We start from the raw sequence: 17,491 nt of genomic DNA, 5'->3' as shown, positions 1-17,491 counted from the left end.
GCGACCTCAGTGCCCCACGGTAAAGGCAATCGGCGCCGTACGTGCCAATCCGCCACGGCACTTGAGGACGCGCAATTGGGCAGGTTTGGAATCGATGGCAATGCGCAGCGCCGCCGGTGACGGGTTGACCGCTTCGCTCAACGGGCGCCATGCGAATGCCAAGGTCTGACCGGTTTCTGCCGCCACCTGCAAACGTCGCAGCGCACGGTCATCGGCCTTGTGCGGCCAGCACAGCACCGCGCCGCAACTGCCCGAACGCAAACACTGTTCGGCCGCCCACAAGGCATCGCGCTCGCTGGCCTGGATCACCGACAACTGGCGCAGATCGACCCCGGCGTTTTCCCACGCCTGCGGATATGGCACGAACGGCGGCGCCACCAGCACAATGCGCTCCCCCGCCGCCGCCAATCGCGCCAGGGTTGGCCAGACCAGTTGCAGCTCGCCGACACCGGGGCCGGCCAACAGGATTTCGCTCAGCGCCGCTTCCGGCCAGCCACCGCTGGGCAGGGCCGCGTCCAGCGCGGCGTGCCCGGTCGGTTGCGGACTGGCAGCGGGTGGCGCAGGCCGACCCTTCCAGACCTGGCCGCCATTGAACAGCGTATCCAACGCAACGACGGCGCCCATCAGCCTTGCCTCACCAGACCACAGAACACCCCTTCGATGGCCAGATCCTGATCGTCGCGCACGACAATCGGCTGGTACGCCGGGTTGCGCGGCAACAACCGCACTTCATCGCCGAGCCGTTCGAAACGTTTGATGGTGACTTCACCGTCGAGCCGCGCCACCACGATCTGGCCGTTGAGCGCTTCGGGATTGCGCCGCACGCCGACCAGATCGCCGTCGAGAATACCGTCCTCGATCATCGAATCGCCCTGCACCCGCAACATGTAATCGGGTGTGCGCGAGAACAGCGCCGGGTCGAGCAGCAAGCGGCTATGAACGTCGGCATCGGCGCCAATCGGCGCACCGGCAGCGACGCGGCCGAGTATGGGGATGTCGAGCAGTTCCGGGCGCGACGGTTGCCCGAGCAAACGAATGCCTCGGGCCTGATTAGGGTTGACCTCGATAAAACCGGCTTCAGTCAGCGCGAGCACATGCTTGCGCGCTACGCTGCGCGAGGCAAAACCAAAAGCCTCGCTGATTTCAGCGAGGCTTGGGGGCTGACCGTGTTCGGCGATGCGATCGCGGATAAAGGTCAGGATGGCGGTACGGCGGGGAGTCAGGTTCGTCATGGAGTACATTTGTACTCTTTTGGCTTTTTCCTGACAAGCGCCGCAGGTCGGCCCACCTCATGTTGATCGTTCCCACGCAGAGCGTGGGAACGATCAGTCAATCGAGGCCGCGCACGGCGAGAAATGCTGCAATGTAATCAATGAAGGCAACGACCTTGGCCGTCGCCCGCCGATGGCTCGGATACACCGCCAGAATATGCGGCCCAAATGTATCCGGGTCGATCTCGTAATCCGCCATCACCCGCACCAGTCGCCCATCGGCAATGTACGGCGCGGCGCTCCACAGCGGCGTGTGCAGCAAACCGCGTCCGGCCAAGGCACTCGCTAGCAACAAATCGTAATTATCGCTGCGCAACAGCGGCGCCGTCGGTTGCGCCAGACTCAAACGCTGCCCGTCGCGCTCGGCCCACCAAAATTCGCGGCTGAGCAACGGGTGCTGATAGAGCAGCCACTCATGCTGCTCAAGCGTCTGCGCATTCACTGGCAAGCCCTTGCGCGCCAGGTACTCCGGGCTGCCGCACAAGGCCAGGCGATTGCTGCCGACCACCCGCGCAATCAATCCCGGCAAATCATCGTGGCCCTCGCGCAACGCCAGGTCATAACCACTTTCCAGCAAATTGACGAACGCATCGCACAGGTCCACTTGCAGGCTGATCTGTGGGTACTGCTGCAAAAAGCCGTCACACACCTGATCGAGAAACGCCCGGCCATAGGCCAGCGGCGCGGTGATTTTCAGGCTGCCGCGCAAGCCATGCTGCAACTGCTCGATTTCCTCGCTGGCCTCGTCGAGCCGCTGCAACACCAGCCGCGCGGTTTCCAGGTACACCCGGCCGATTTCCGTCAGCAGAATCCGCCGCGTGCTGCGCTCGAACAGCCGCGCGCCCAGCTCCGATTCCAGGTGATTAACCGCTTTGGTCAGGGCCGACGGGGTCTTGCCCAACTGTTCGGCGGCACGGCTGAAACTGCCGAGCTGCGCGGTGACCACGAACATTTTTAAAGCACCCAACTTGTCCATGCTTTTTCCATTCAGGCAAAAACGTTTTTCGTGAGGGAGGCGTTCTGTCAGCCGTCGCCAGCCACTAATCTCGCCATCAGACGCAATAACAAGGAAATCTTCAATGAAAAGATTCGTCCCGAGTCTGTTGGTAGCCGCTGTAAGTTTTGCCTCGATGGAAGCCATGGCCGCAACTGATCTGGTGCTGCTCAACGGCAAGATTTTCACCGCCGACCGCGCGCACCCCAAAGTGCAAGCCTTGGCCGTGGGGAACGGCAAAGTGCTGAAAGTCGGCAGCGACGCGCAGATCAAAGCGTTGATCGAACCGGGCACGCAAGTGATCGACCTCAAGGGCAAAGCGCTGATGCCCGGTCTGATCGACAGCCATTCCCACGCGATTTTCGGTGGACTGGAAATGGTCTCGGCGAACATGGAGGACGAAGTCGTCGACCTCAATGAACTGCAAAAGCGCCTGCGCGACTGGCGTGCAGACGGCAAGGCCAAGCACGGCGACGTGTTGAGCATTGCCGGCATGAGTTCGGTTTACTGGGCGCAGGCCGAGGCCTTGGGCAAAACCTTCAACGGCGGCGAATGGGCCGATGTGCCGGTGGTGTTTATCGGCAGCGACCACCACACGGCTTGGGCCAATAATGTGATGCTCAAACGCGCCGGGATTGATGCGGCGCTGCTGAAAACCCTGCCCGACGCGGAAAAAGACACCATCGGCAAACTGGCCAACGGTGAGCCGAATGGCTTTGTGGTCGACGCCGGTTGGGACCGGGTCGCTTCGAAAATGCCGGTGCCAAGCCCCGCCGACATGTTGAACGCTGCGAAATCCGCGGTGCGCTACAACAACAGCCTCGGCATCACCGCTTGGATGGACCCGGCCGCCAACGCCGCACCGGGCGAAGCGGTGTTCGCGCTCAAACCTACGGAGAAAACCGTCGGCGTGTTGCCGGCTTATAAAGCGCTGTCGGAAAGCGGCGACATGAGCGTGCACGTCGCGGCGCTGCTGGTGGCCAACCCGAAAAGTGTGCCCGCCGACCTCGATACGCTGGACAAGGTGCGCCAGCAATTTCAGGGCATTCCCAACCTGACCCTGCCCGGGATCAAAATCTTCGCCGACGGCGTGATCGAATTTCCGGCGCAGAGCGCGGCGATGATCGACCCCTACAGCAACTCGCACAAACAGGGCGAACTGTTGATCGATCCGCAACATTTCGGCGAACTGGTCAGCGCCATCGATCAGCGCGGCTGGTTGGTGCATATCCACGCGATCGGCGACCGCGCGGTGCGTGAATCGCTGAACGGCATCGCTCAGGCGCGCAAGGATCGCCAGAGCGGCGTGACCCACTCGATCACCCATCTGCAAATGGTCAACCCGAAAGAGTTCGCCCGTTTCAAACCGCTCAACGTCATCGCCTCGATGCAACTGCTGTGGGCCAGCGCCGACGATTACACCACCGACATGATCAAGCCCTACGTCAGCGCCCTCGCCTTCCGCTATCAGTACCCGGCGCATTCGCTGCTCAAACAGGGCGCGACAATTGCCGGCGCGAGTGACTGGCCGGTGTCGTCGCCGAACCCGTTCAACGCCATGGCCCAGGCGATCACCCGCGTCGGTCCGTTGGGCGTGCTCAATGCCGATGAGCGTCTGGACCGCGACACCATGTTTTACGCCTACACCGTCAATGCGGCGCGGACGATTGGCCTGGAAAAACAGATCGGCTCGCTGACACCGGGCAAGCAAGCGGACTTTATCGTGCTGGATCGCGATGTGTTCAGCGTCGACAACAAGGCCCTGCATGACACCCAGGTGTTGCAGACCTGGTTTGGCGGCCGTCAGGTCTACACCGCCACAAAATAACAACACTGTTCCCCTGTGGGGGTGTTCACCCCCGCAGCTCTCTTTCTGCCCAACAATAATCACAACATCGGGACTTCACATGAAAGCCTTGCCCCTGTTCGCCCTGAGTTTCTTGAGCATGCTGCCCTTGAGCAGCTTTGCGATTCCCCTGAATGATGACTTTGCCGTGTTGGTCGACCTGACGCTGGCCAGCGACTACCGCACCCGTGGCATCTCGCAAACCCAGAACGATCCCGCCGTGCAGGCCGGTCTGACCCTCGCCCACAGCAGCGGTCTATACCTCGGCGCCTGGAGTTCCAACGTCGATTTCGGCGGCGGCTTGAAAACCCGCCAGGAAGTCGATTACTACGCCGGTTGGCTGTGGCAGGCGAGCGAAGATGTCAGCCTTGATCTGGGCTACATCAAGTACGCCTACCCCAAGGAAGGCCAGTTCAACCAGAGCGAGGTTTACGGGATTCTCGGGGTGTATGGGGTGAAACTGGCGGCGTATTACTCCAACGACGCGCCGGGGATCGATAGCAAACAGAACTCGCTGTACACCTACCTCGGCTATGAAACCGAGTTGCCGTTCGATTCGGGTCTGAAACTGCGTTACGGCAATATGGATTTCAAGGATCCCCATTTGTATTCGGCGTCGGGTAACGCTGAAGAGTCGTACCGCGAATGGGAGGTGAAACTCACCCACAATCTCGCCGGTGTGGTGCTGGGCCTGAGCTACATCGACACCGATCTTTCGCAGAGCCAGTGCCTGAGTAACTGGGGGTTTAAGGACGTCTGCACCGCGACTTTAGTCGCCAGCCTCAGCAAATCTTTCTGACACCCTGAAAATCCCCCTGTAGGAGTGAGCCTGCTCGCGATAGCGGTGGACCAGCCAACATCATTGTTGAATGACACTCCGCAATCGCTAGCAGGGCTAGCTCCTACATTGGATATTCGTTGGGGTTAAGGATTGAGGTTTGCCAAGTATTGCCACGGGTAAATGCCGCGTTGATGGCCGTCGCTGAAAATCAGTTGAACGCCGTAGCCCTGGGGGTTGAGTTCGATCAGACGCACGCGGTCATCCACCACCGGCGTCAGGCCTTTCAGGCGAAACGCGCGGCACTGCGAGCACGGGCACTGGCGGCGCAGTTCGGCGTGTTTGAACACGGATTCGCGCCCATCCGGCCAACTCAAGCGCAAGGTGCCTTCGCTTTGCGAATTCCCCACCGACAGCGGGTTCATTACAACTGACTCAAAGCGATGCGTACGGCTTTGCGCACTTCCGGGTCGCCGTCATCCTGCGCGGCCTGCAACGCGGCCACGGCGCCGCGATCATTCAGTTCACCCAAGGCCAGCGCGGCCTCTTTGCGCAGGTTGCTGATGCGATGGCCGAGGGTTTCGATCAAGGCGTCCAGCGCCGGGGCGAAACGCAGGCGACCGAGGCTGCGGGTGGCGCGCAGGCGCACTTGCCAATAGTCGTCGCTCAAGGCTTCAACCAACGCTGAGCCCGCGTCAATATGGCCGACTTTGCCCAAGGTCGTCGCGGCTTCTTCGCGCACTTGCCAGGCGTTGTCTTGTAATGCTCGGCGCAGGGCCGGCAGGACTTCGGCGCTGGAGGCCAGGCCCAGCGCACCGGTGGCAGCGCGGCGGACTTCGGTGTCCGGGTCATCGCTGGCCAGACGCGCCAAGGCAGGCAATGCGTCGAGTTGCTTGAGCCAACCCAGCACGCCGACGGCTTCGCGGCGAACGCTTGCGTCGGCGTCGTTCAGCGCAGAAACCGCAGCCGGTGCGGCGTCGGCGAAGCGCAGTTCACGCAAGGCGCGGAATGCGGCGATGCGCACGCTGACGCCGGCGTGATCGGTCCACGGCAGAATCACCCGCCCCGCCGCTTCAGTCTTGAGCAGGCTCAGGCTCTGCGCGGCAGCGGATTGCACGGCGGGCGACGGGTCGGTCAAGGCTTCACACAAGGCCTGCACGACTTCCTCATCTTCCCAGGCCTCGAGCAATCGCGCGGCTTCCGCGCGGACTTCTTCAGCGGGATCCTGCCCCAAGCGATCAACCAGCCAGAGCAAACCATCGGGCTCTTCGAGATCCGCCAGATCAATCAGCGCAATACGTCGCACGCCGGCATCGTCGGCCGTCAGGCGCGGTTGCAGGGCGAGGATGTCATCGTTATCGGTCAGAGCAAAAATAGAGGTCATAGGGCAAATCGCGGCAAAGGGTTTTCAGGAGGCAGGCCGAGCGGATTGAGGCGCGGCAGCGGTCGGTCGTCGTCATGGCGCAGCAGATTGAGACAGTGGCGTTTGAGGCGCGAGAATTCGGGGCTGGTCACCAGTTCGCTGGTGCGTGGCCGGGCGAAATCGAGGCGCAAGTCTTCGATGATCCGCCCCGGCCGCGCGCTCATCACCAGCAAGCGGTCAGCGAGAAACAGCGCCTCGTCGATGTCGTGGGTGACGAACACTACGGTGGTGCGAATGCGCGTCCAGATGTCCAGCAACAGCTCTTGCATGTTCAGGCGGGTCAGCGCATCCAGCGCGCCGAATGGCTCGTCCATCAGCAACAGGCGCGGGCGATTGACCAGCACCCGGGCGATTTCCACGCGTTGCTGCATGCCGCCAGAAAGCTGATCGGGCCAGCGTTCGGCAAAGCCTTCGAGACCGACCAGTTTGAGAATGTCGTCAGCGGCGCGATGCCGTTCAGCCTTGCCGATGCCGCGCATCTTCAGGCCGAAGGCCACGTTGTCGCGCACCGTGCGCCACGGAAACAGCGTGTGATGCTGGAACACCATGCCGCGTTGCGGTGACGGCCCGGACACTTCGCCGCCATCGACTTTGAGGCTGCCGGCGTGCGCACTCAAATGCCCGGCCAAGGCACCGAGCAAGGTCGATTTGCCACAACCGGACGGGCCGAGAATGCACACGAACTGGCCCGGTTCGATCTGGCAATCAAGCTCCCGCACCGCTTCGAACGCTTCACTTCCTTGGCCGAGGACGATGGACAATTGGCGAATATCGATCCGCCCTTCCGGGGTTTGCATCACGCTCATCAGGCTTTTCCTCGCGGTCGATGCCAAGGCGTGAACAGCCCGCCCAGACGTTTGATCAGCAGACTGCTGCCCATGCCCAGCACACCGATCAGCAGCATGCCGACGACGATGTCGGCGTAGTTCTGGATGGTGTAGGACTCCCAGGTGTAGTAACCGATGCCGAACTGGCCGGAGATCATTTCTGCCGTGACCAGACAGAACCACGACGTGCCCATGCCGATCGCCAGACCGGTGACGATGCTCGGCGCAGCGCCCGGCAAAATCACCTCCAACAGGATTGCGCGGCGCCCTGCCCCGAGGCTTTTCGCCGACGCGATCAGGCGTGGGTCGACGCCTTCCACGCCGTGCACGGTGTTGAGCAGGATCGGGAACAGTGCGCCGGTGAAGGTGATGAAGACCATCGACAGTTCCGAGGACGGGAACATCAGGATCGCCAGTGGAATCCACGCGACAGCGGGGATCGGGCGCAGGACTTCCAGCGGTGGCAGCAGCAGGTCTTCGGCCCATTTCGAGCGGCCGATGGCCAGGCCGAGGGCGATGCCGATCAGCAATGCCGCGAGATAACCGGCGAAGACGCGGCTGAGGCTGGCGGTCAGGTGTTGCAGGAGCTTGCCCGAGTCGCCGAGGCCCAACGCGGCTTCGATCACGGCGATGGGTGTCGGCACGTTGGCGAAGGTGACGAGGCCGAGGTTCCAGTGATGGCTGGCGGCGAGTTGCCAGAACAGCAGGCAGAGCAGCAAGGATGCGGCTCGGGGGATCCAGCGTGAAAACATATATCACCTCTGATCGTTCCCACGCTCTGCGTGGGAATGCATCCCGTGACGCTCCGCGTCACATCCAAAGCGGACGCAGAGCGTCCATTGAGGCATTCCCACGCAGAGCATGGGAACGATCTACGTTTGAGTTAACGACTGGCGACGGCCTGGGTGGTGGCGTCGGTGAAGTCGAGGACTTTGCCGCCCTGTGCCGAGGCATATTGCTGCGCCTGCCCCTTGAGCAAAAACGCGCTCAGACGCCCTTTCGCATCACTGGCAAACCAGGCTTGTTCGGCAAGCAACTTGATCCCACTGTCACTGGCCTGCGCATACACCGCACGAACGTTTTTACCTTCCTGCTTCAAAGCCGCCAGCGCGCTAAACGCCTCTTCCGCCGAGGCGTATTGGCGCACTTTGTCCTCACCGCGCACCCAGATTTCGGCAACGTGGCTGAAGTCAGTGATCGCTTTACCGGTCGCCGCATCCGTGGCTTTCAGCGGCGTCTGCGCGTAATTCGCCAACTGCGCCGTGTAATCCAGATTCGAGGCCTTGAACGCCGCGCGGATGTATTGATCGTCAATGAAATTATTCAGATCGAGCCCGCGATCAGCCTTCTTCAGCAGCTTCAACGTGTCGATGGCAGTGCCGACCGCTTGGCGATATTCAGGCTTCCAGCTCAGGTCACGGGTCTGCACGCCGAGCGGGCCGTGGAACAGATAATTCACTTCAGCATCAACACCGGTGACTTTGGCGATCAGCTCGCTGTACTTCTCCGGCTCAGCTGCCAGCAGTTGATTGGCCTCGATGCTGGCGCGCAGGTAAGCGACGACGATTTCCGGGTATTTTTTGGCGTAGGCCTGATCCACCAACGCACCGTGGAACGTTGGCGCATTGGCTTGGGCACCGTCGTAGATCTTGCGAGCAAAACCACGGCTCGGGAACAGTTCGGCGAACGGTACGAAGTCGGCGTGAGCGTCGATCTTGCCGGCCTGCAGCGCGGAGCCGGCAACCTCCGGTGGCTGGGCGATGATGTTCACATCCTTAAGCGGATCCCAGCCCTGCGCCGCCACGGCACGCAGCAACATGCCGTGGGCAGTGGAAGCGAACGGCACGGAAATTGTCTTGCCTTTCAGCTCGGCTAGCGACTGCACGCCCGAGGCGCTCGGCACGACGATGCCGTTGCCGCTGCCCTTGATGCTCCCCGACAACACGCTGATAAACAGGCTGTGCTTGCCGGCGGTTTCGAACGCCACACCGTTGAACGCACCGGGGAAATCGGCCATCGCGCCGAAGTCGAGTTTGCCGGCGACCATCTCGTTGGTCAGCGGCGCGCCGCTGGTGAAGTTCTTCCACTGCACGTCGTACTTGGCGTCTTTGTAGGCGCCGTCGTGGGGCAGGTATTTGTCGAGCAGGCCAAGTTCACGAATCAACAGGCCGCCAGCGGCGCAGTTGATGGTGGTGTCCTGGGTGCCGATGGCGATGCGGATGGTTTCGGCCGAGGCCGACAACGTAAACGAAGCCAGTACCAGACCGGCGATTGCTGCACGCAACATGGTTGTTTCCCCTCGAATCATTTATTTGAGTTCGTCTCCGCCGCGATCAGGGCGCGGTGGGAAACGAGGGGTTTTCGGTGAATCCAGCGTCCGGGTGTTTCCGGATGGCTCTTATGTTGTCCAGGCGGGCCTCATCGCTGGCAAGCCAGCTCCCACAGGGATTTGCGGTGGGACATAAATTGTGCAAACAGCCGAGAAACCTGTGGGAGCTGGCTTGCCAGCGATGAGCCCTTTCAATCAACGCAATAAATAGGGAATGTCGACTTTGACGGCGCCCGTCGGGCAATCCTTCTCGCACGGCATGCAGTACCAGCATTCATCGAACGCCATGTAAGCCTTCTGCGTCGCCGGGTTGATCGCCAGCAAGTCCATCGGGCAAACGTCGACACACACGGTGCAGCCCTTTTCGGCGATGCATTTGTCCTCGTCCACGGTGACGGGGGCGTTGGAGCGGAAGAAGATTTCCTGAGCTTGATAGGCCATGGTCCGGACTCTCTTTTAGTAGTGCATCAAGCGGCGAAAGCGCCGACCCGCAAGCGGTCGTAGGCCTGCATTTCTTCAGCATCGAGCGGGATGATGTAAGGCTCGACGGCTTTCTTGAAACTGGTCATCTGCCCGTCATCGCCCTTTTTCAGGTGGCAGTGGCAGAACCACTCGCTGTCATTGCGTTGCGGATGATCGACGCGATAGTGGTACAGGCCCCAACGACTTTCAGCGCGGAACAACGAGGCGCGCGCAGCCATTTCGGCGCAGTCACGGATCACGCTGGTTTCCATCGCGCGCATCAGTTCATGGGCGTTGTTGGCCTTCATCTGATCGAGATCGCGTTCGATGTCGCTGAAGCGTTGCAGGCCGATCTGCATTTTCTTGGTCACTTTCGGCGGTTGCAGGTAGTCGTTAACGAAGCGTCGCAGCTTGTACTCGACCTGCGCCGGCGGCAGACCGTGCTCGCGATCCAGCGGTGCGTAGACCCGAGCCTTTTCCTTTTCGATCTGCTCGCCATCCAGCGCGGAAAACTCGCGGCCGGCGACAAAATCGGCGGCGTTGTGCCCGGCAAACCAGCCGTAGGTAAACGCGCCAAGCATGTAGTTATGCGGCACGGCGGCCATGTCGCCCGCCGAGTACAAGCCTTTCACCGACGTCTCGGCGCGTTCGTTGACCCACACGCCAGACGCCGAGTGACCGCTGCAAAAACCGATTTCGGAGATGTGCATTTCGACCATCTGCGTGCGGTAATCGGTGCCGCGATTGGCGTGGAACTGGCCACGGCTCGGGCGCTCGTTGCTGTGCAGAATCTCTTCGATGTTCTGGATGGTTTCTTCGGCCAGGTGATCGAGTTTAAGGAACACCGGACCGTTACCGCTTTCGAGTTCCTGGTGGAACTCCCACATCATCTGCCCGCTCCAGTAGTCGCACTCGATAAAGCGTTCGCCCTTGTTGTTGGCGGTGTAACCGCCCAGCGGGCCGGTGACGTAAGCGCAGGCCGGGCCGTTGTAATCCTTGATCAACGGGTTGATCTGGAAGCATTCGAGGTTGGCCAGTTCGGCGCCGGCGTGATACGCCATCGCGTAGCCGTCGCCGGCGTTGGTCGGGTTTTCGTAGGTGCCCATCAGGTAGCCCGACGACGGCAGACCGAGACGTCCGGCAGCGCCGCAGGCGAGGATCACCGCTTTGGCTTTGATCACATGGAAGTCGGCGGTGCGGCAATCGAAGCCCATCACACCGTTGACCGTGCCCTCCTCGTCGGTCAGCAGACGCGTGCAAACCAGGCGATTGGTGATGCTCACCCGCGCACGTTTCAACTGGCGATAAAGGACTTTCTTGATGTCGTGCCCTTCCGGCATCGGCAGCACGTAGGCGCCCATGTGGTGGACTTTTTTCACCGCGTAATCGCCGGTTTCGTCCTTTTCGAACTTCACGCCCCAGCGGTCGAGTTGTTCGATGGTTTCGAAGCTGTGCGTCGCATAGGCGTACACAGCGGCTTGATTGACGATGCCGTCGTTGGCGATGGTGATTTCCTTGGTGTACTGCTCTGGCGTCGAGTGGCCGGGAATGATCGCGTTGTTCAGGCCGTCCATGCCCATGCTGATCGCGCCGCTGCGTTTGACGTTGGCCTTGTCGACCAGCAACACGCGCAAGTCGCGGTTCTTTTCCTTGGCTTTGATCGCGGCCATCGGGCCTGCGGTGCCGCCGCCGATGACGACGATGTCGTATTCCTGTTCGAGAACGTTGCGGGTCATGCCTGCTCCCCTTTTTGCCGGTCGATCCGCAGGCGGTACTGGAACGCATCGCCACGGTAGTAAAGGTGTTCGAAATCCAGTGGCTGGCCTTGTGCGTCATGAGTCAGGCGTTCGATGCGCATGATCGGCGAGCCAGCCTCGACGTTGAGCGCCTGAGTCAGGTCGCTGTCGGCCAGCACCGCGTCGATGGCCAGATCAGCGTGGCCGAGGGCGATGCCGCAGTCGTTTTCGAGGATCAGGAAGATGTCGCGGGTGACCAGATCAGCCTTCTCCAACCGCTCGCCGACGGCTTTGGGCAGGTAGGTGATTTCCAGCGAAATCGGCTCGCGATTGATCAACCGTACACGCTTGATCTGCGCGACGGTCTCGCCCTCGGCGACCTGCAAACGCTCGGCGACACGCTTGTCGGCGGGGATGAACTTGAAGCTGCGCAGGCGGTTGATCACCTCGTAGCCACGCCCGGTCATGGACTCGGCAAGGCCTTGCAGGCTGCTGACGTTTTGAAAGGTTTTCGGCTTGGCGACGAAGGTGCCTTTGCCGTGGATCTTGAAGATCAGCCCTTCTTTTTGCAGATCGCCCAAGGCCTGGCGCACGGTGATGCGGCTGACTTTGAACAGTGCACCGAGCTCGCTTTCGGACGGCATCTGGCTGTCTTGCGGGTATTCGCCGTCGAGAATGCGCGCACGGAGGACGTCGCGTAATTGGGTGTGCAGAGGAACGCTACTGAGGGAGAGAACGTTATCGGTCATCACGGGATCACTTGTTATAACGAGTTATGACGTGATCTTAGAGTTGTTATGACAAGGTTGAGAAATACCGAATGGGCATAACCTTAGACGCGACGACGCACTGCCCAATGTGGGAGCGAGCCTGCTCGCGAAGGCGGTGCGTCAGACAGTATTTTTGAAACAGACACACCGCTTTCGCGAGCAGGCTCGCTCCCACAGGGGTTTGTGTCGGTCGGTAAGGTCAGTGGCGTTTGAGGATCTGATCCATGACCCAGTCAGTCTTGAGCGCTTGCTCGGCGACGGCGGGATGTTGTGAATCACCCCGAATATGCGCATTCATACCCAGCACGTGATGCCACTGAATGTGTTCGTGATGAGGGATTTCCAGGCTGACGACTTCATCCGCATGCAGTTGCACAGGATGCTCATCAAACACGGAAAAACTGATCCGTCCGAGGCTGCCGATGATCTCGACGCGATCCTCGCGCCGATCCGCGACAAAGCTCCAGCAGCCCATACCCAGCGCCCCGGAGGCGAATCGCCAACTGGCGCTGACGGCATCTTCCGCCGCATACAAACCGGCCTGACGTGCCGTGAATCCAGCCACTTCGACAATGTCGCCGAGCAGATACTGGAACAGGTCCAAACCGTGGCTCGCCAGGTCGGCGAAGTAACCGCCACCGGCGACTGACGGATCGGTGCGCCAGTTTTCGCCGCCCTGCAGATCCGCCGCAGACGGCGCTTTGGTCAACGCCCAGCTGAGGTGCCGGACCTCGCCAATGCGCCCCTCCTCCAACCATTGCCGTACCTGCGCAAAACGCGGCAACGAACGGCGATAGTAGGAAACGAACAGGTGCAGACCGGCCTCGGCGAACACCTGCTGCATCTCGCGACTTTGCCCGGCATTCAGCGCCATCGGTTTTTCGACGCAGCAATGTTTGCCGGCGGCGGCGACTTTCAGGCTATAGGCGTGGTGGCTGTCTGGCGGCGTGGCGATGTACACAGCGTCCACCTCGGGATCGTTGATCAGCGCATCGACGTCGGTGTAGACCCGGGCGATACCGTGGCGCGCGGCGTAGTCGCTCACGGCCTCTAGACGTCGGCCCATCACCGCCATCAGCGCCGAACCGGGTGCCTTGTAGAAGGCCGGCCCGCTCTTGCGTTCGGCGACGCTGCCACAACCGATCATGCCCCAGCGCACCACGTCCATGTCGGTTCCTTTAGCCGATGCGCAAGGCGCGCAGATCGAGGTGACCGTCCTGCAGCGGCGGGCACCAGTAGTAGCCGCCGGTGATCGGCCGGCTCATGCGATACAAGCCATCGGTGATGCCGTCTTCGAGACCGCTCATACGCCGCAGTTGCGCTTCGAAGGCATCCAGCGAGAAGCCGAACGCGAGAAACATCAGGCCGGCGCGGTCGCCTTCGATCCACGGCATCGAACGGCGCACGACGAACGCTTCCGGCGCGAAGCTTTCCTGCGCGGTGCGTTTGACGTGGGCGGAGATTGGCGCGTCGTCGATCTCTTCGTTGTCGCTGAGGCGACGCCCCATGATGTTGTCTTTGTCGTCAGACGAGAGCTTGTGAAAACCCTTGAGGTCGTGCTGCCATTGCTGGATCGCGGCGAAGCTGCCACCGACCGTGCCATCAGGGCCGGCACTTTGCAGGGCCGCAGCGATGGCGGCTTCGTCGTGGGGGTTTTCGGTGCCGTCTTCGTAGCCGGTGAGGTCGTGGCCTTCCTTGTGGCGGAAGGCTTCCTGCATCTCGACCAGGCGCAGGGCCGGCGCGAGTGCGGCTTCGAGGGCGTTGCAACGGTTGAGCAGTTCCCCACGGTCGACACCGTGCAGCCACACCCACAAGGCGTGTTGGGTCGACGGGTTTTCCACACCGACGCCGCTCATGGCCGGGAAGCTGCGCAGGCCGTCGATCTCAACGTTCAGCGCCTTGACCAGGGACTCACCGAAACCGACCACTGCTGACTTGCCATCCACCTGATTGATCAGGTTGTCGAACGCCTGCGGCAGTGCTTCAACCGACTCGAGGACGAAAAACAGGTGACGTGCTTGCGCAGGAACGGGGGTGGCGAGAATGCCCGGCTGGTAGTAACTCATGTGAACTCCTTGAAAAAGTGCGCGGAGTTTACCTGTGGCCGGAGGATTTGTGGGGTTGAAGCATTCAAACAGTGGCGGAGCTTTCCTGCCGCCAGGCGCTAGGGCTCAACCCTGTCCAGCGCTTGAACGCCCGGCGAAAACTGCGCACATCGCTGTAACCGACCTCCTCGGTAATCCGCTCGATCGGCATATCCGGATTGGCCAGCAAACTCAGGGTCCGCGCCTGCCGCACCTGCTCCAACAGCGCCTCGAACGTCAGCGCATGCTCGGTCAGACGCCGGCGCAAGGTGCGGCTGCTCATGTTCAGATCACCGGCAATCTTTTCGATATGGCTGCCGCGACTCAGATCCCGGGCAATCGCCCGCTCCACCGCCTGAATCAGATCAAGCTTCTGATGCACCTGCGCGGCTTCCAACTCCAGCAACGCGACGGCTTGACGCAATGCCAGTGAATGATGGGTAGGCAGATTGACGTCCAGCCATTGCGCATCGATCAGCATGCGATTGTGCAAGCAACCGAAACGCACCTCCGGCCCCAGCAGGCGATGGTATTCGCTCAGGTAATCCGGCGCGGCATGCACGAACTCCATGGCAATGGCCTTGAATGACTCCCCGACCAACGCGCGGCCATACACCAGCAAACTGGCGAAAAACTCCTCGACCGCAAACACCTGCACATCTGCAAACGGCAAGCGACATTCAGCGTCCAGATGCACCTGCCCGCCGACCACATCGACGCTCGACACCACAATCCCGCCCGAGGTGTGCTGATGACGGATGCCCAAGGCAAAAGCGTCGCGCAAGGTTTTGCACAGCGACAGCACATGGCCGAGCAGCCCGAGGGTGCCGAGTACGTTCTGCGCACCAACCCACAGGCCCAGACCCTGATTGGGCAGCACTTTGAGCGCGCGCTGGATCATCGCCACGGCCTGACGATAGGAAATCCGTTGCGTCGGATCCTGCAGATCTTCGAGGGTAAAACCCAGGCCACGGCACAGGCTTTCGGGGTCGATGCCCTTGTTCTGCACGACATCGGCGAGGGTTTGCAGGAGAAATGGCGAGACCAGCGCCAGTTCAAAGGTCGGGTCTTGGACTTTTACGTTCATGGGGGATGACATTCCGGATCAAGCTTGATTGTTATTTTTGTTACCGGTTATGTCGAAAGAAGTTAGCACAGGCTTGGACGACTGTCCGCAGAAGCCCCCCTCAATGGCCGCGAAAACCCTGCCCCGCCGGGCGCCAAGCGCTTATTTCTATAGTGCCGGACGTCCTGCATGCCGGCGTTGCGCCCAAACACAATAATAATGAGGACGGATATGCACCCGAACCGCGCGACTTTGCCCCTGAACCTGGCCCTTTCTTTGCTGGGCTGCGCCGCGACCCTACCGGCGCTGGCCACCGAAGCCGGGGTCGACAACATCGGCCCTGGCACCGACGGTTTCTTCATGCTGCCGCTGGAAGTCGACAGCCTTCCGGAGAACATGGTCGCGTTCAACGTCTACTACAACCATTACAAGTCGCGGAAACTCAACATCAGCTCGCTCGGCGGCAAGGTGCCGAACGTCGAAATCGAATCCACGGCAGTGATCCCGCGCCTCGACTACCTGAGCCCGGTGCGCGTCTTCGGCGGGCGCTTGGCCGGGTACATCGCCCAGCCGTGGTTGAAACAGGAAGTCTCGGTGTTCGGTCTGGACGACACCCGCGAAGGCATGGGCGATACCACCGTCGCGCCGATCATTCTGTGGGACATGGGCAAGGACCTGACACTCGGCGCCGCGCTGGAGATCACCGTGCCGACCGGCGAATACAGCGTCGATCGGCTGGCCAACACCAGCAACAATTTCTACACCTACAAGCCGTTGTTCTCGTTCACCTGGCTGCCAACCGAAAAAACCGAAGTCTCGATGAAGACCACTTACAGCTTCAACGAGAAGAACAAAGACACCGACTACAAATCCGGGCAGATCTTCCACTTCGATTATTCGGCCAGCTACAAGATCACCGACGACCTGATGCTCGGCATCAACGGCTACTACCTCAAGCAAACCACCGACGACAAACAGTTCGGCCACACCGTGCAGTTCGCCGGGCAAGACGTCGATGATGGCGTGCGCGGCAAGGTGTTCGCGATCGGCCCGGCGCTGCACTTCACCTTCCTCAAATACGCCAGCGCGGAGATCCGCTGGGCCAAGGAACTCGATGTCGAGAACCGGCCTGAGGGGGAAATGCTTTGGGCGAAAGTCAGTATTCCGTATGCTTTATGAGTGCATTTGTAGGAAAACACACCCGGTTTTGTAGGCTGTAAATATGAAAACCGGGGTGGTGGAATATGCCTACAGAGGCGGTCGAGTTTGCCGGACAACTGTGAGAAACGTCCGGCAGATTTAAAAGGGGTACTTACAGATACTGGGCTCCGCAACCCCATGATTCCCCGAGAATTCATGGGATGCATCGTCTGCCAGTGACGACAATGGGCCATCCCCCCCTTAGACTGCTTAAGATTGATCACGGAGGTCACTATGAGCATTTTGCTTTCCCCGTTTTATTCTGAGTTCGAATCCGAAGAAGAGGCAGAGAGCTATGATCGATGGTTTCGTGCCAAGGTGCAGGCTGCACTGGATGATCCTCGCCCGGGCATTCCCCAGGAGGAAGCCATGGTACGGCTCGACCAACTATTAGAAGAGAAACGCAAGAATCGACGCGCTGCCGCTTGAATGGAGCAATCAGGCTCTGGACGATCTGGCTGACATTATCGATTACGTTGAACAATACAATTCCAACGCTTCAGCGGCTTTGCAGCGCAAGGTCGGTGCAGCAACGCAAAGGCTTTCATCAATTCCCTATGGTTACAGACCCGGTCGAGCGCCAGGCACTCGGGAAATGGTGGTCAATCCAAACTATGTAATGGTCTATCGAGTGAACGGGCGGATCAAAATACTGACGTTAGTCCACACTCGACAACAATACCCACGAACCTCATCAACATAAAA

At 60.6% G+C, this 17,491-nt stretch carries 19 protein-coding genes; 5 read left to right on the top strand and 14 right to left on the bottom strand.

Going from position 1 to position 17,491, the window contains the following annotated elements; genetic code table 11:
• Positions 1–6: 6 nt before the first annotated feature.
• The 3 genes from imuA to ACQ4OE_RS02270 all read right to left on the bottom strand — a co-directional run bounded on the left by imuA (position 7) and on the right by ACQ4OE_RS02270 (position 2,247).
• Positions 7–624: a translesion DNA synthesis-associated protein ImuA gene (imuA, locus tag ACQ4OE_RS02280; RefSeq protein WP_122590743.1), complete on the bottom strand. Its 618-nt coding sequence runs from the start codon at positions 622–624 to the stop codon at positions 7–9.
• A complete protein-coding gene (lexA, locus tag ACQ4OE_RS02275) occupies positions 624–1,241 on the bottom strand; it encodes a transcriptional repressor LexA (protein WP_430945527.1) in 618 nt (205 codons plus the stop codon). The genes imuA and lexA overlap by 1 nt, the downstream gene beginning before the upstream one ends.
• Positions 1,242–1,329: 88 nt before the next feature.
• Positions 1,330–2,247, bottom strand: coding sequence for a LysR substrate-binding domain-containing protein (locus ACQ4OE_RS02270; RefSeq protein WP_430945526.1), 918 nt, complete (start codon positions 2,245–2,247; stop codon positions 1,330–1,332).
• Between the two features lie 103 nt (positions 2,248–2,350).
• Here ACQ4OE_RS02270 and ACQ4OE_RS02265 point away from each other — a divergent pair, with 103 nt between their 5' ends.
• Together ACQ4OE_RS02265 and ACQ4OE_RS02260 are read left to right on the top strand one after the other, a co-directional pair.
• The gene (locus tag ACQ4OE_RS02265) at positions 2,351–4,093 is read left to right on the top strand and encodes an amidohydrolase (protein WP_430945525.1); all 1,743 of its coding nucleotides are present in this window, start codon (positions 2,351–2,353) and stop codon (positions 4,091–4,093) included.
• A gap of 79 nt (positions 4,094–4,172) precedes the next feature.
• Entirely contained in the window at positions 4,173–4,910 is a 738-nt protein-coding gene (locus tag ACQ4OE_RS02260) for a TorF family putative porin (RefSeq protein WP_430945524.1), read from the top strand.
• 125 nt (positions 4,911–5,035) lie between these two features.
• Here the strand turns inward: ACQ4OE_RS02260 and ACQ4OE_RS02255 are convergent, their stop codons facing one another.
• From ACQ4OE_RS02255 to ACQ4OE_RS02205, 11 genes are all read right to left on the bottom strand, one after another.
• Entirely contained in the window at positions 5,036–5,314 is a 279-nt protein-coding gene (locus tag ACQ4OE_RS02255; RefSeq protein ID WP_430945523.1) for a DUF971 domain-containing protein, read from the bottom strand.
• Entirely contained in the window at positions 5,314–6,273 is a 960-nt protein-coding gene (locus ACQ4OE_RS02250) for a HEAT repeat domain-containing protein (protein ID WP_430945522.1), read from the bottom strand. The genes ACQ4OE_RS02255 and ACQ4OE_RS02250 overlap by 1 nt, the downstream gene beginning before the upstream one ends.
• Complete coding sequence (locus ACQ4OE_RS02245; protein WP_430945521.1) at positions 6,270–7,118, bottom strand: ABC transporter ATP-binding protein; 849 nt, start codon at positions 7,116–7,118, stop codon at positions 6,270–6,272. The genes ACQ4OE_RS02250 and ACQ4OE_RS02245 overlap by 4 nt, the downstream gene beginning before the upstream one ends.
• Complete coding sequence (locus ACQ4OE_RS02240; RefSeq protein WP_430945520.1) at positions 7,118–7,891, bottom strand: ABC transporter permease; 774 nt, start codon at positions 7,889–7,891, stop codon at positions 7,118–7,120. Before ACQ4OE_RS02240 ends, ACQ4OE_RS02245 begins: the two co-directional genes overlap by 1 nt.
• A 131-nt stretch (positions 7,892–8,022) precedes the next feature.
• The gene (locus ACQ4OE_RS02235) at positions 8,023–9,426 is read right to left on the bottom strand and encodes an ABC transporter substrate-binding protein (protein WP_430945519.1); all 1,404 of its coding nucleotides are present in this window, start codon (positions 9,424–9,426) and stop codon (positions 8,023–8,025) included.
• 237 nt (positions 9,427–9,663) lie between these two features.
• A complete protein-coding gene (locus ACQ4OE_RS02230; protein ID WP_003225615.1) occupies positions 9,664–9,909 on the bottom strand; it encodes a 4Fe-4S dicluster domain-containing protein in 246 nt (81 codons plus the stop codon).
• A 26-nt stretch (positions 9,910–9,935) separates the two neighbouring features.
• Positions 9,936–11,666, bottom strand: a complete 1,731-nt coding sequence (locus tag ACQ4OE_RS02225; protein WP_430945518.1) for a fumarate reductase/succinate dehydrogenase flavoprotein subunit — start codon at positions 11,664–11,666, stop codon at positions 9,936–9,938.
• Positions 11,663–12,415 (bottom strand): GntR family transcriptional regulator, encoded by a 753-nt coding sequence (locus tag ACQ4OE_RS02220; protein ID WP_038368826.1) that lies wholly within the window; start codon positions 12,413–12,415, stop codon positions 11,663–11,665. Before ACQ4OE_RS02220 ends, ACQ4OE_RS02225 begins: the two co-directional genes overlap by 4 nt.
• 220 nt (positions 12,416–12,635) lie before the next feature.
• Positions 12,636–13,604 (bottom strand): Gfo/Idh/MocA family protein, encoded by a 969-nt coding sequence (locus tag ACQ4OE_RS02215; protein WP_430945517.1) that lies wholly within the window; start codon positions 13,602–13,604, stop codon positions 12,636–12,638.
• Between the two features lie 10 nt (positions 13,605–13,614).
• Complete coding sequence (locus ACQ4OE_RS02210) at positions 13,615–14,502, bottom strand: Dyp-type peroxidase (RefSeq protein WP_430945516.1); 888 nt, start codon at positions 14,500–14,502, stop codon at positions 13,615–13,617.
• A 64-nt stretch (positions 14,503–14,566) separates the two neighbouring features.
• Complete coding sequence (locus tag ACQ4OE_RS02205) at positions 14,567–15,607, bottom strand: AraC family transcriptional regulator (protein ID WP_430945515.1); 1,041 nt, start codon at positions 15,605–15,607, stop codon at positions 14,567–14,569.
• Between the two features lie 210 nt (positions 15,608–15,817).
• Between ACQ4OE_RS02205 and ACQ4OE_RS02200 the strand changes: the two genes are divergently transcribed.
• The 3 genes from ACQ4OE_RS02200 (at position 15,818) to ACQ4OE_RS02190 (ending at position 17,489) form a co-directional block, all read left to right on the top strand.
• Positions 15,818–16,765 (top strand): SphA family protein, encoded by a 948-nt coding sequence (locus ACQ4OE_RS02200; RefSeq protein WP_430945514.1) that lies wholly within the window; start codon positions 15,818–15,820, stop codon positions 16,763–16,765.
• A gap of 255 nt (positions 16,766–17,020) precedes the next feature.
• Positions 17,021–17,215, top strand: coding sequence for a type II toxin-antitoxin system RelB family antitoxin (gene relB, locus ACQ4OE_RS02195; RefSeq protein ID WP_430945513.1), 195 nt, complete (start codon positions 17,021–17,023; stop codon positions 17,213–17,215).
• Positions 17,196–17,489: a type II toxin-antitoxin system RelE/ParE family toxin gene (locus ACQ4OE_RS02190; protein WP_430945754.1), complete on the top strand. Its 294-nt coding sequence runs from the start codon at positions 17,196–17,198 to the stop codon at positions 17,487–17,489. Before relB ends, ACQ4OE_RS02190 begins: the two co-directional genes overlap by 20 nt.
• Positions 17,490–17,491 lie beyond the last annotated feature (2 nt).

The organism is Pseudomonas sp. WC2, from assembly GCF_050586545.1.
Taxonomy (GTDB): Bacteria; Pseudomonadota; Gammaproteobacteria; order Pseudomonadales; family Pseudomonadaceae; genus Aquipseudomonas.
Note: the sequence above shows the minus strand (reverse complement) of the source record. Positions and strands in the feature narration are given on the sequence as shown.

Bases quoted from the DNA above. Each gene is read 5' to 3' on its own strand.
- ACQ4OE_RS02235 (WP_430945519.1), bottom strand. From the start codon at position 9,426: ATGTTGCGTGCAGCAATCGCCGGTCTGGTACTGGCTTCGTTTACGTTG.
- ACQ4OE_RS02245 (WP_430945521.1), bottom strand. From the start codon at position 7,118: ATGAGCGTGATGCAAACCCCGGAAGGGCGGATCGATATTCGCCAATTG.
- ACQ4OE_RS02225 (WP_430945518.1), bottom strand. From the start codon at position 11,666: ATGACCCGCAACGTTCTCGAACAGGAATACGACATCGTCGTCATCGGC.
- ACQ4OE_RS02215 (WP_430945517.1), bottom strand. From the start codon at position 13,604: ATGGACGTGGTGCGCTGGGGCATGATCGGTTGTGGCAGCGTCGCCGAA.
- ACQ4OE_RS02200 (WP_430945514.1), top strand. From the start codon at position 15,818: ATGCACCCGAACCGCGCGACTTTGCCCCTGAACCTGGCCCTTTCTTTG.
- ACQ4OE_RS02240 (WP_430945520.1), bottom strand. From the start codon at position 7,891: ATGTTTTCACGCTGGATCCCCCGAGCCGCATCCTTGCTGCTCTGCCTG.
- ACQ4OE_RS02265 (WP_430945525.1), top strand. From the start codon at position 2,351: ATGAAAAGATTCGTCCCGAGTCTGTTGGTAGCCGCTGTAAGTTTTGCC.
- ACQ4OE_RS02260 (WP_430945524.1), top strand. From the start codon at position 4,173: ATGAAAGCCTTGCCCCTGTTCGCCCTGAGTTTCTTGAGCATGCTGCCC.
- ACQ4OE_RS02270 (WP_430945526.1), bottom strand. From the start codon at position 2,247: ATGGACAAGTTGGGTGCTTTAAAAATGTTCGTGGTCACCGCGCAGCTC.
- ACQ4OE_RS02210 (WP_430945516.1), bottom strand. From the start codon at position 14,502: ATGAGTTACTACCAGCCGGGCATTCTCGCCACCCCCGTTCCTGCGCAA.
- ACQ4OE_RS02205 (WP_430945515.1), bottom strand. From the start codon at position 15,607: ATGAACGTAAAAGTCCAAGACCCGACCTTTGAACTGGCGCTGGTCTCG.
- relB (WP_430945513.1), top strand. From the start codon at position 17,021: ATGAGCATTTTGCTTTCCCCGTTTTATTCTGAGTTCGAATCCGAAGAA.
- ACQ4OE_RS02250 (WP_430945522.1), bottom strand. From the start codon at position 6,273: ATGACCTCTATTTTTGCTCTGACCGATAACGATGACATCCTCGCCCTG.
- ACQ4OE_RS02255 (WP_430945523.1), bottom strand. From the start codon at position 5,314: ATGAACCCGCTGTCGGTGGGGAATTCGCAAAGCGAAGGCACCTTGCGC.
- lexA (WP_430945527.1), bottom strand. From the start codon at position 1,241: ATGTACTCCATGACGAACCTGACTCCCCGCCGTACCGCCATCCTGACC.
- ACQ4OE_RS02220 (WP_038368826.1), bottom strand. From the start codon at position 12,415: ATGACCGATAACGTTCTCTCCCTCAGTAGCGTTCCTCTGCACACCCAA.
- imuA (WP_122590743.1), bottom strand. From the start codon at position 624: ATGGGCGCCGTCGTTGCGTTGGATACGCTGTTCAATGGCGGCCAGGTC.
- ACQ4OE_RS02230 (WP_003225615.1), bottom strand. From the start codon at position 9,909: ATGGCCTATCAAGCTCAGGAAATCTTCTTCCGCTCCAACGCCCCCGTC.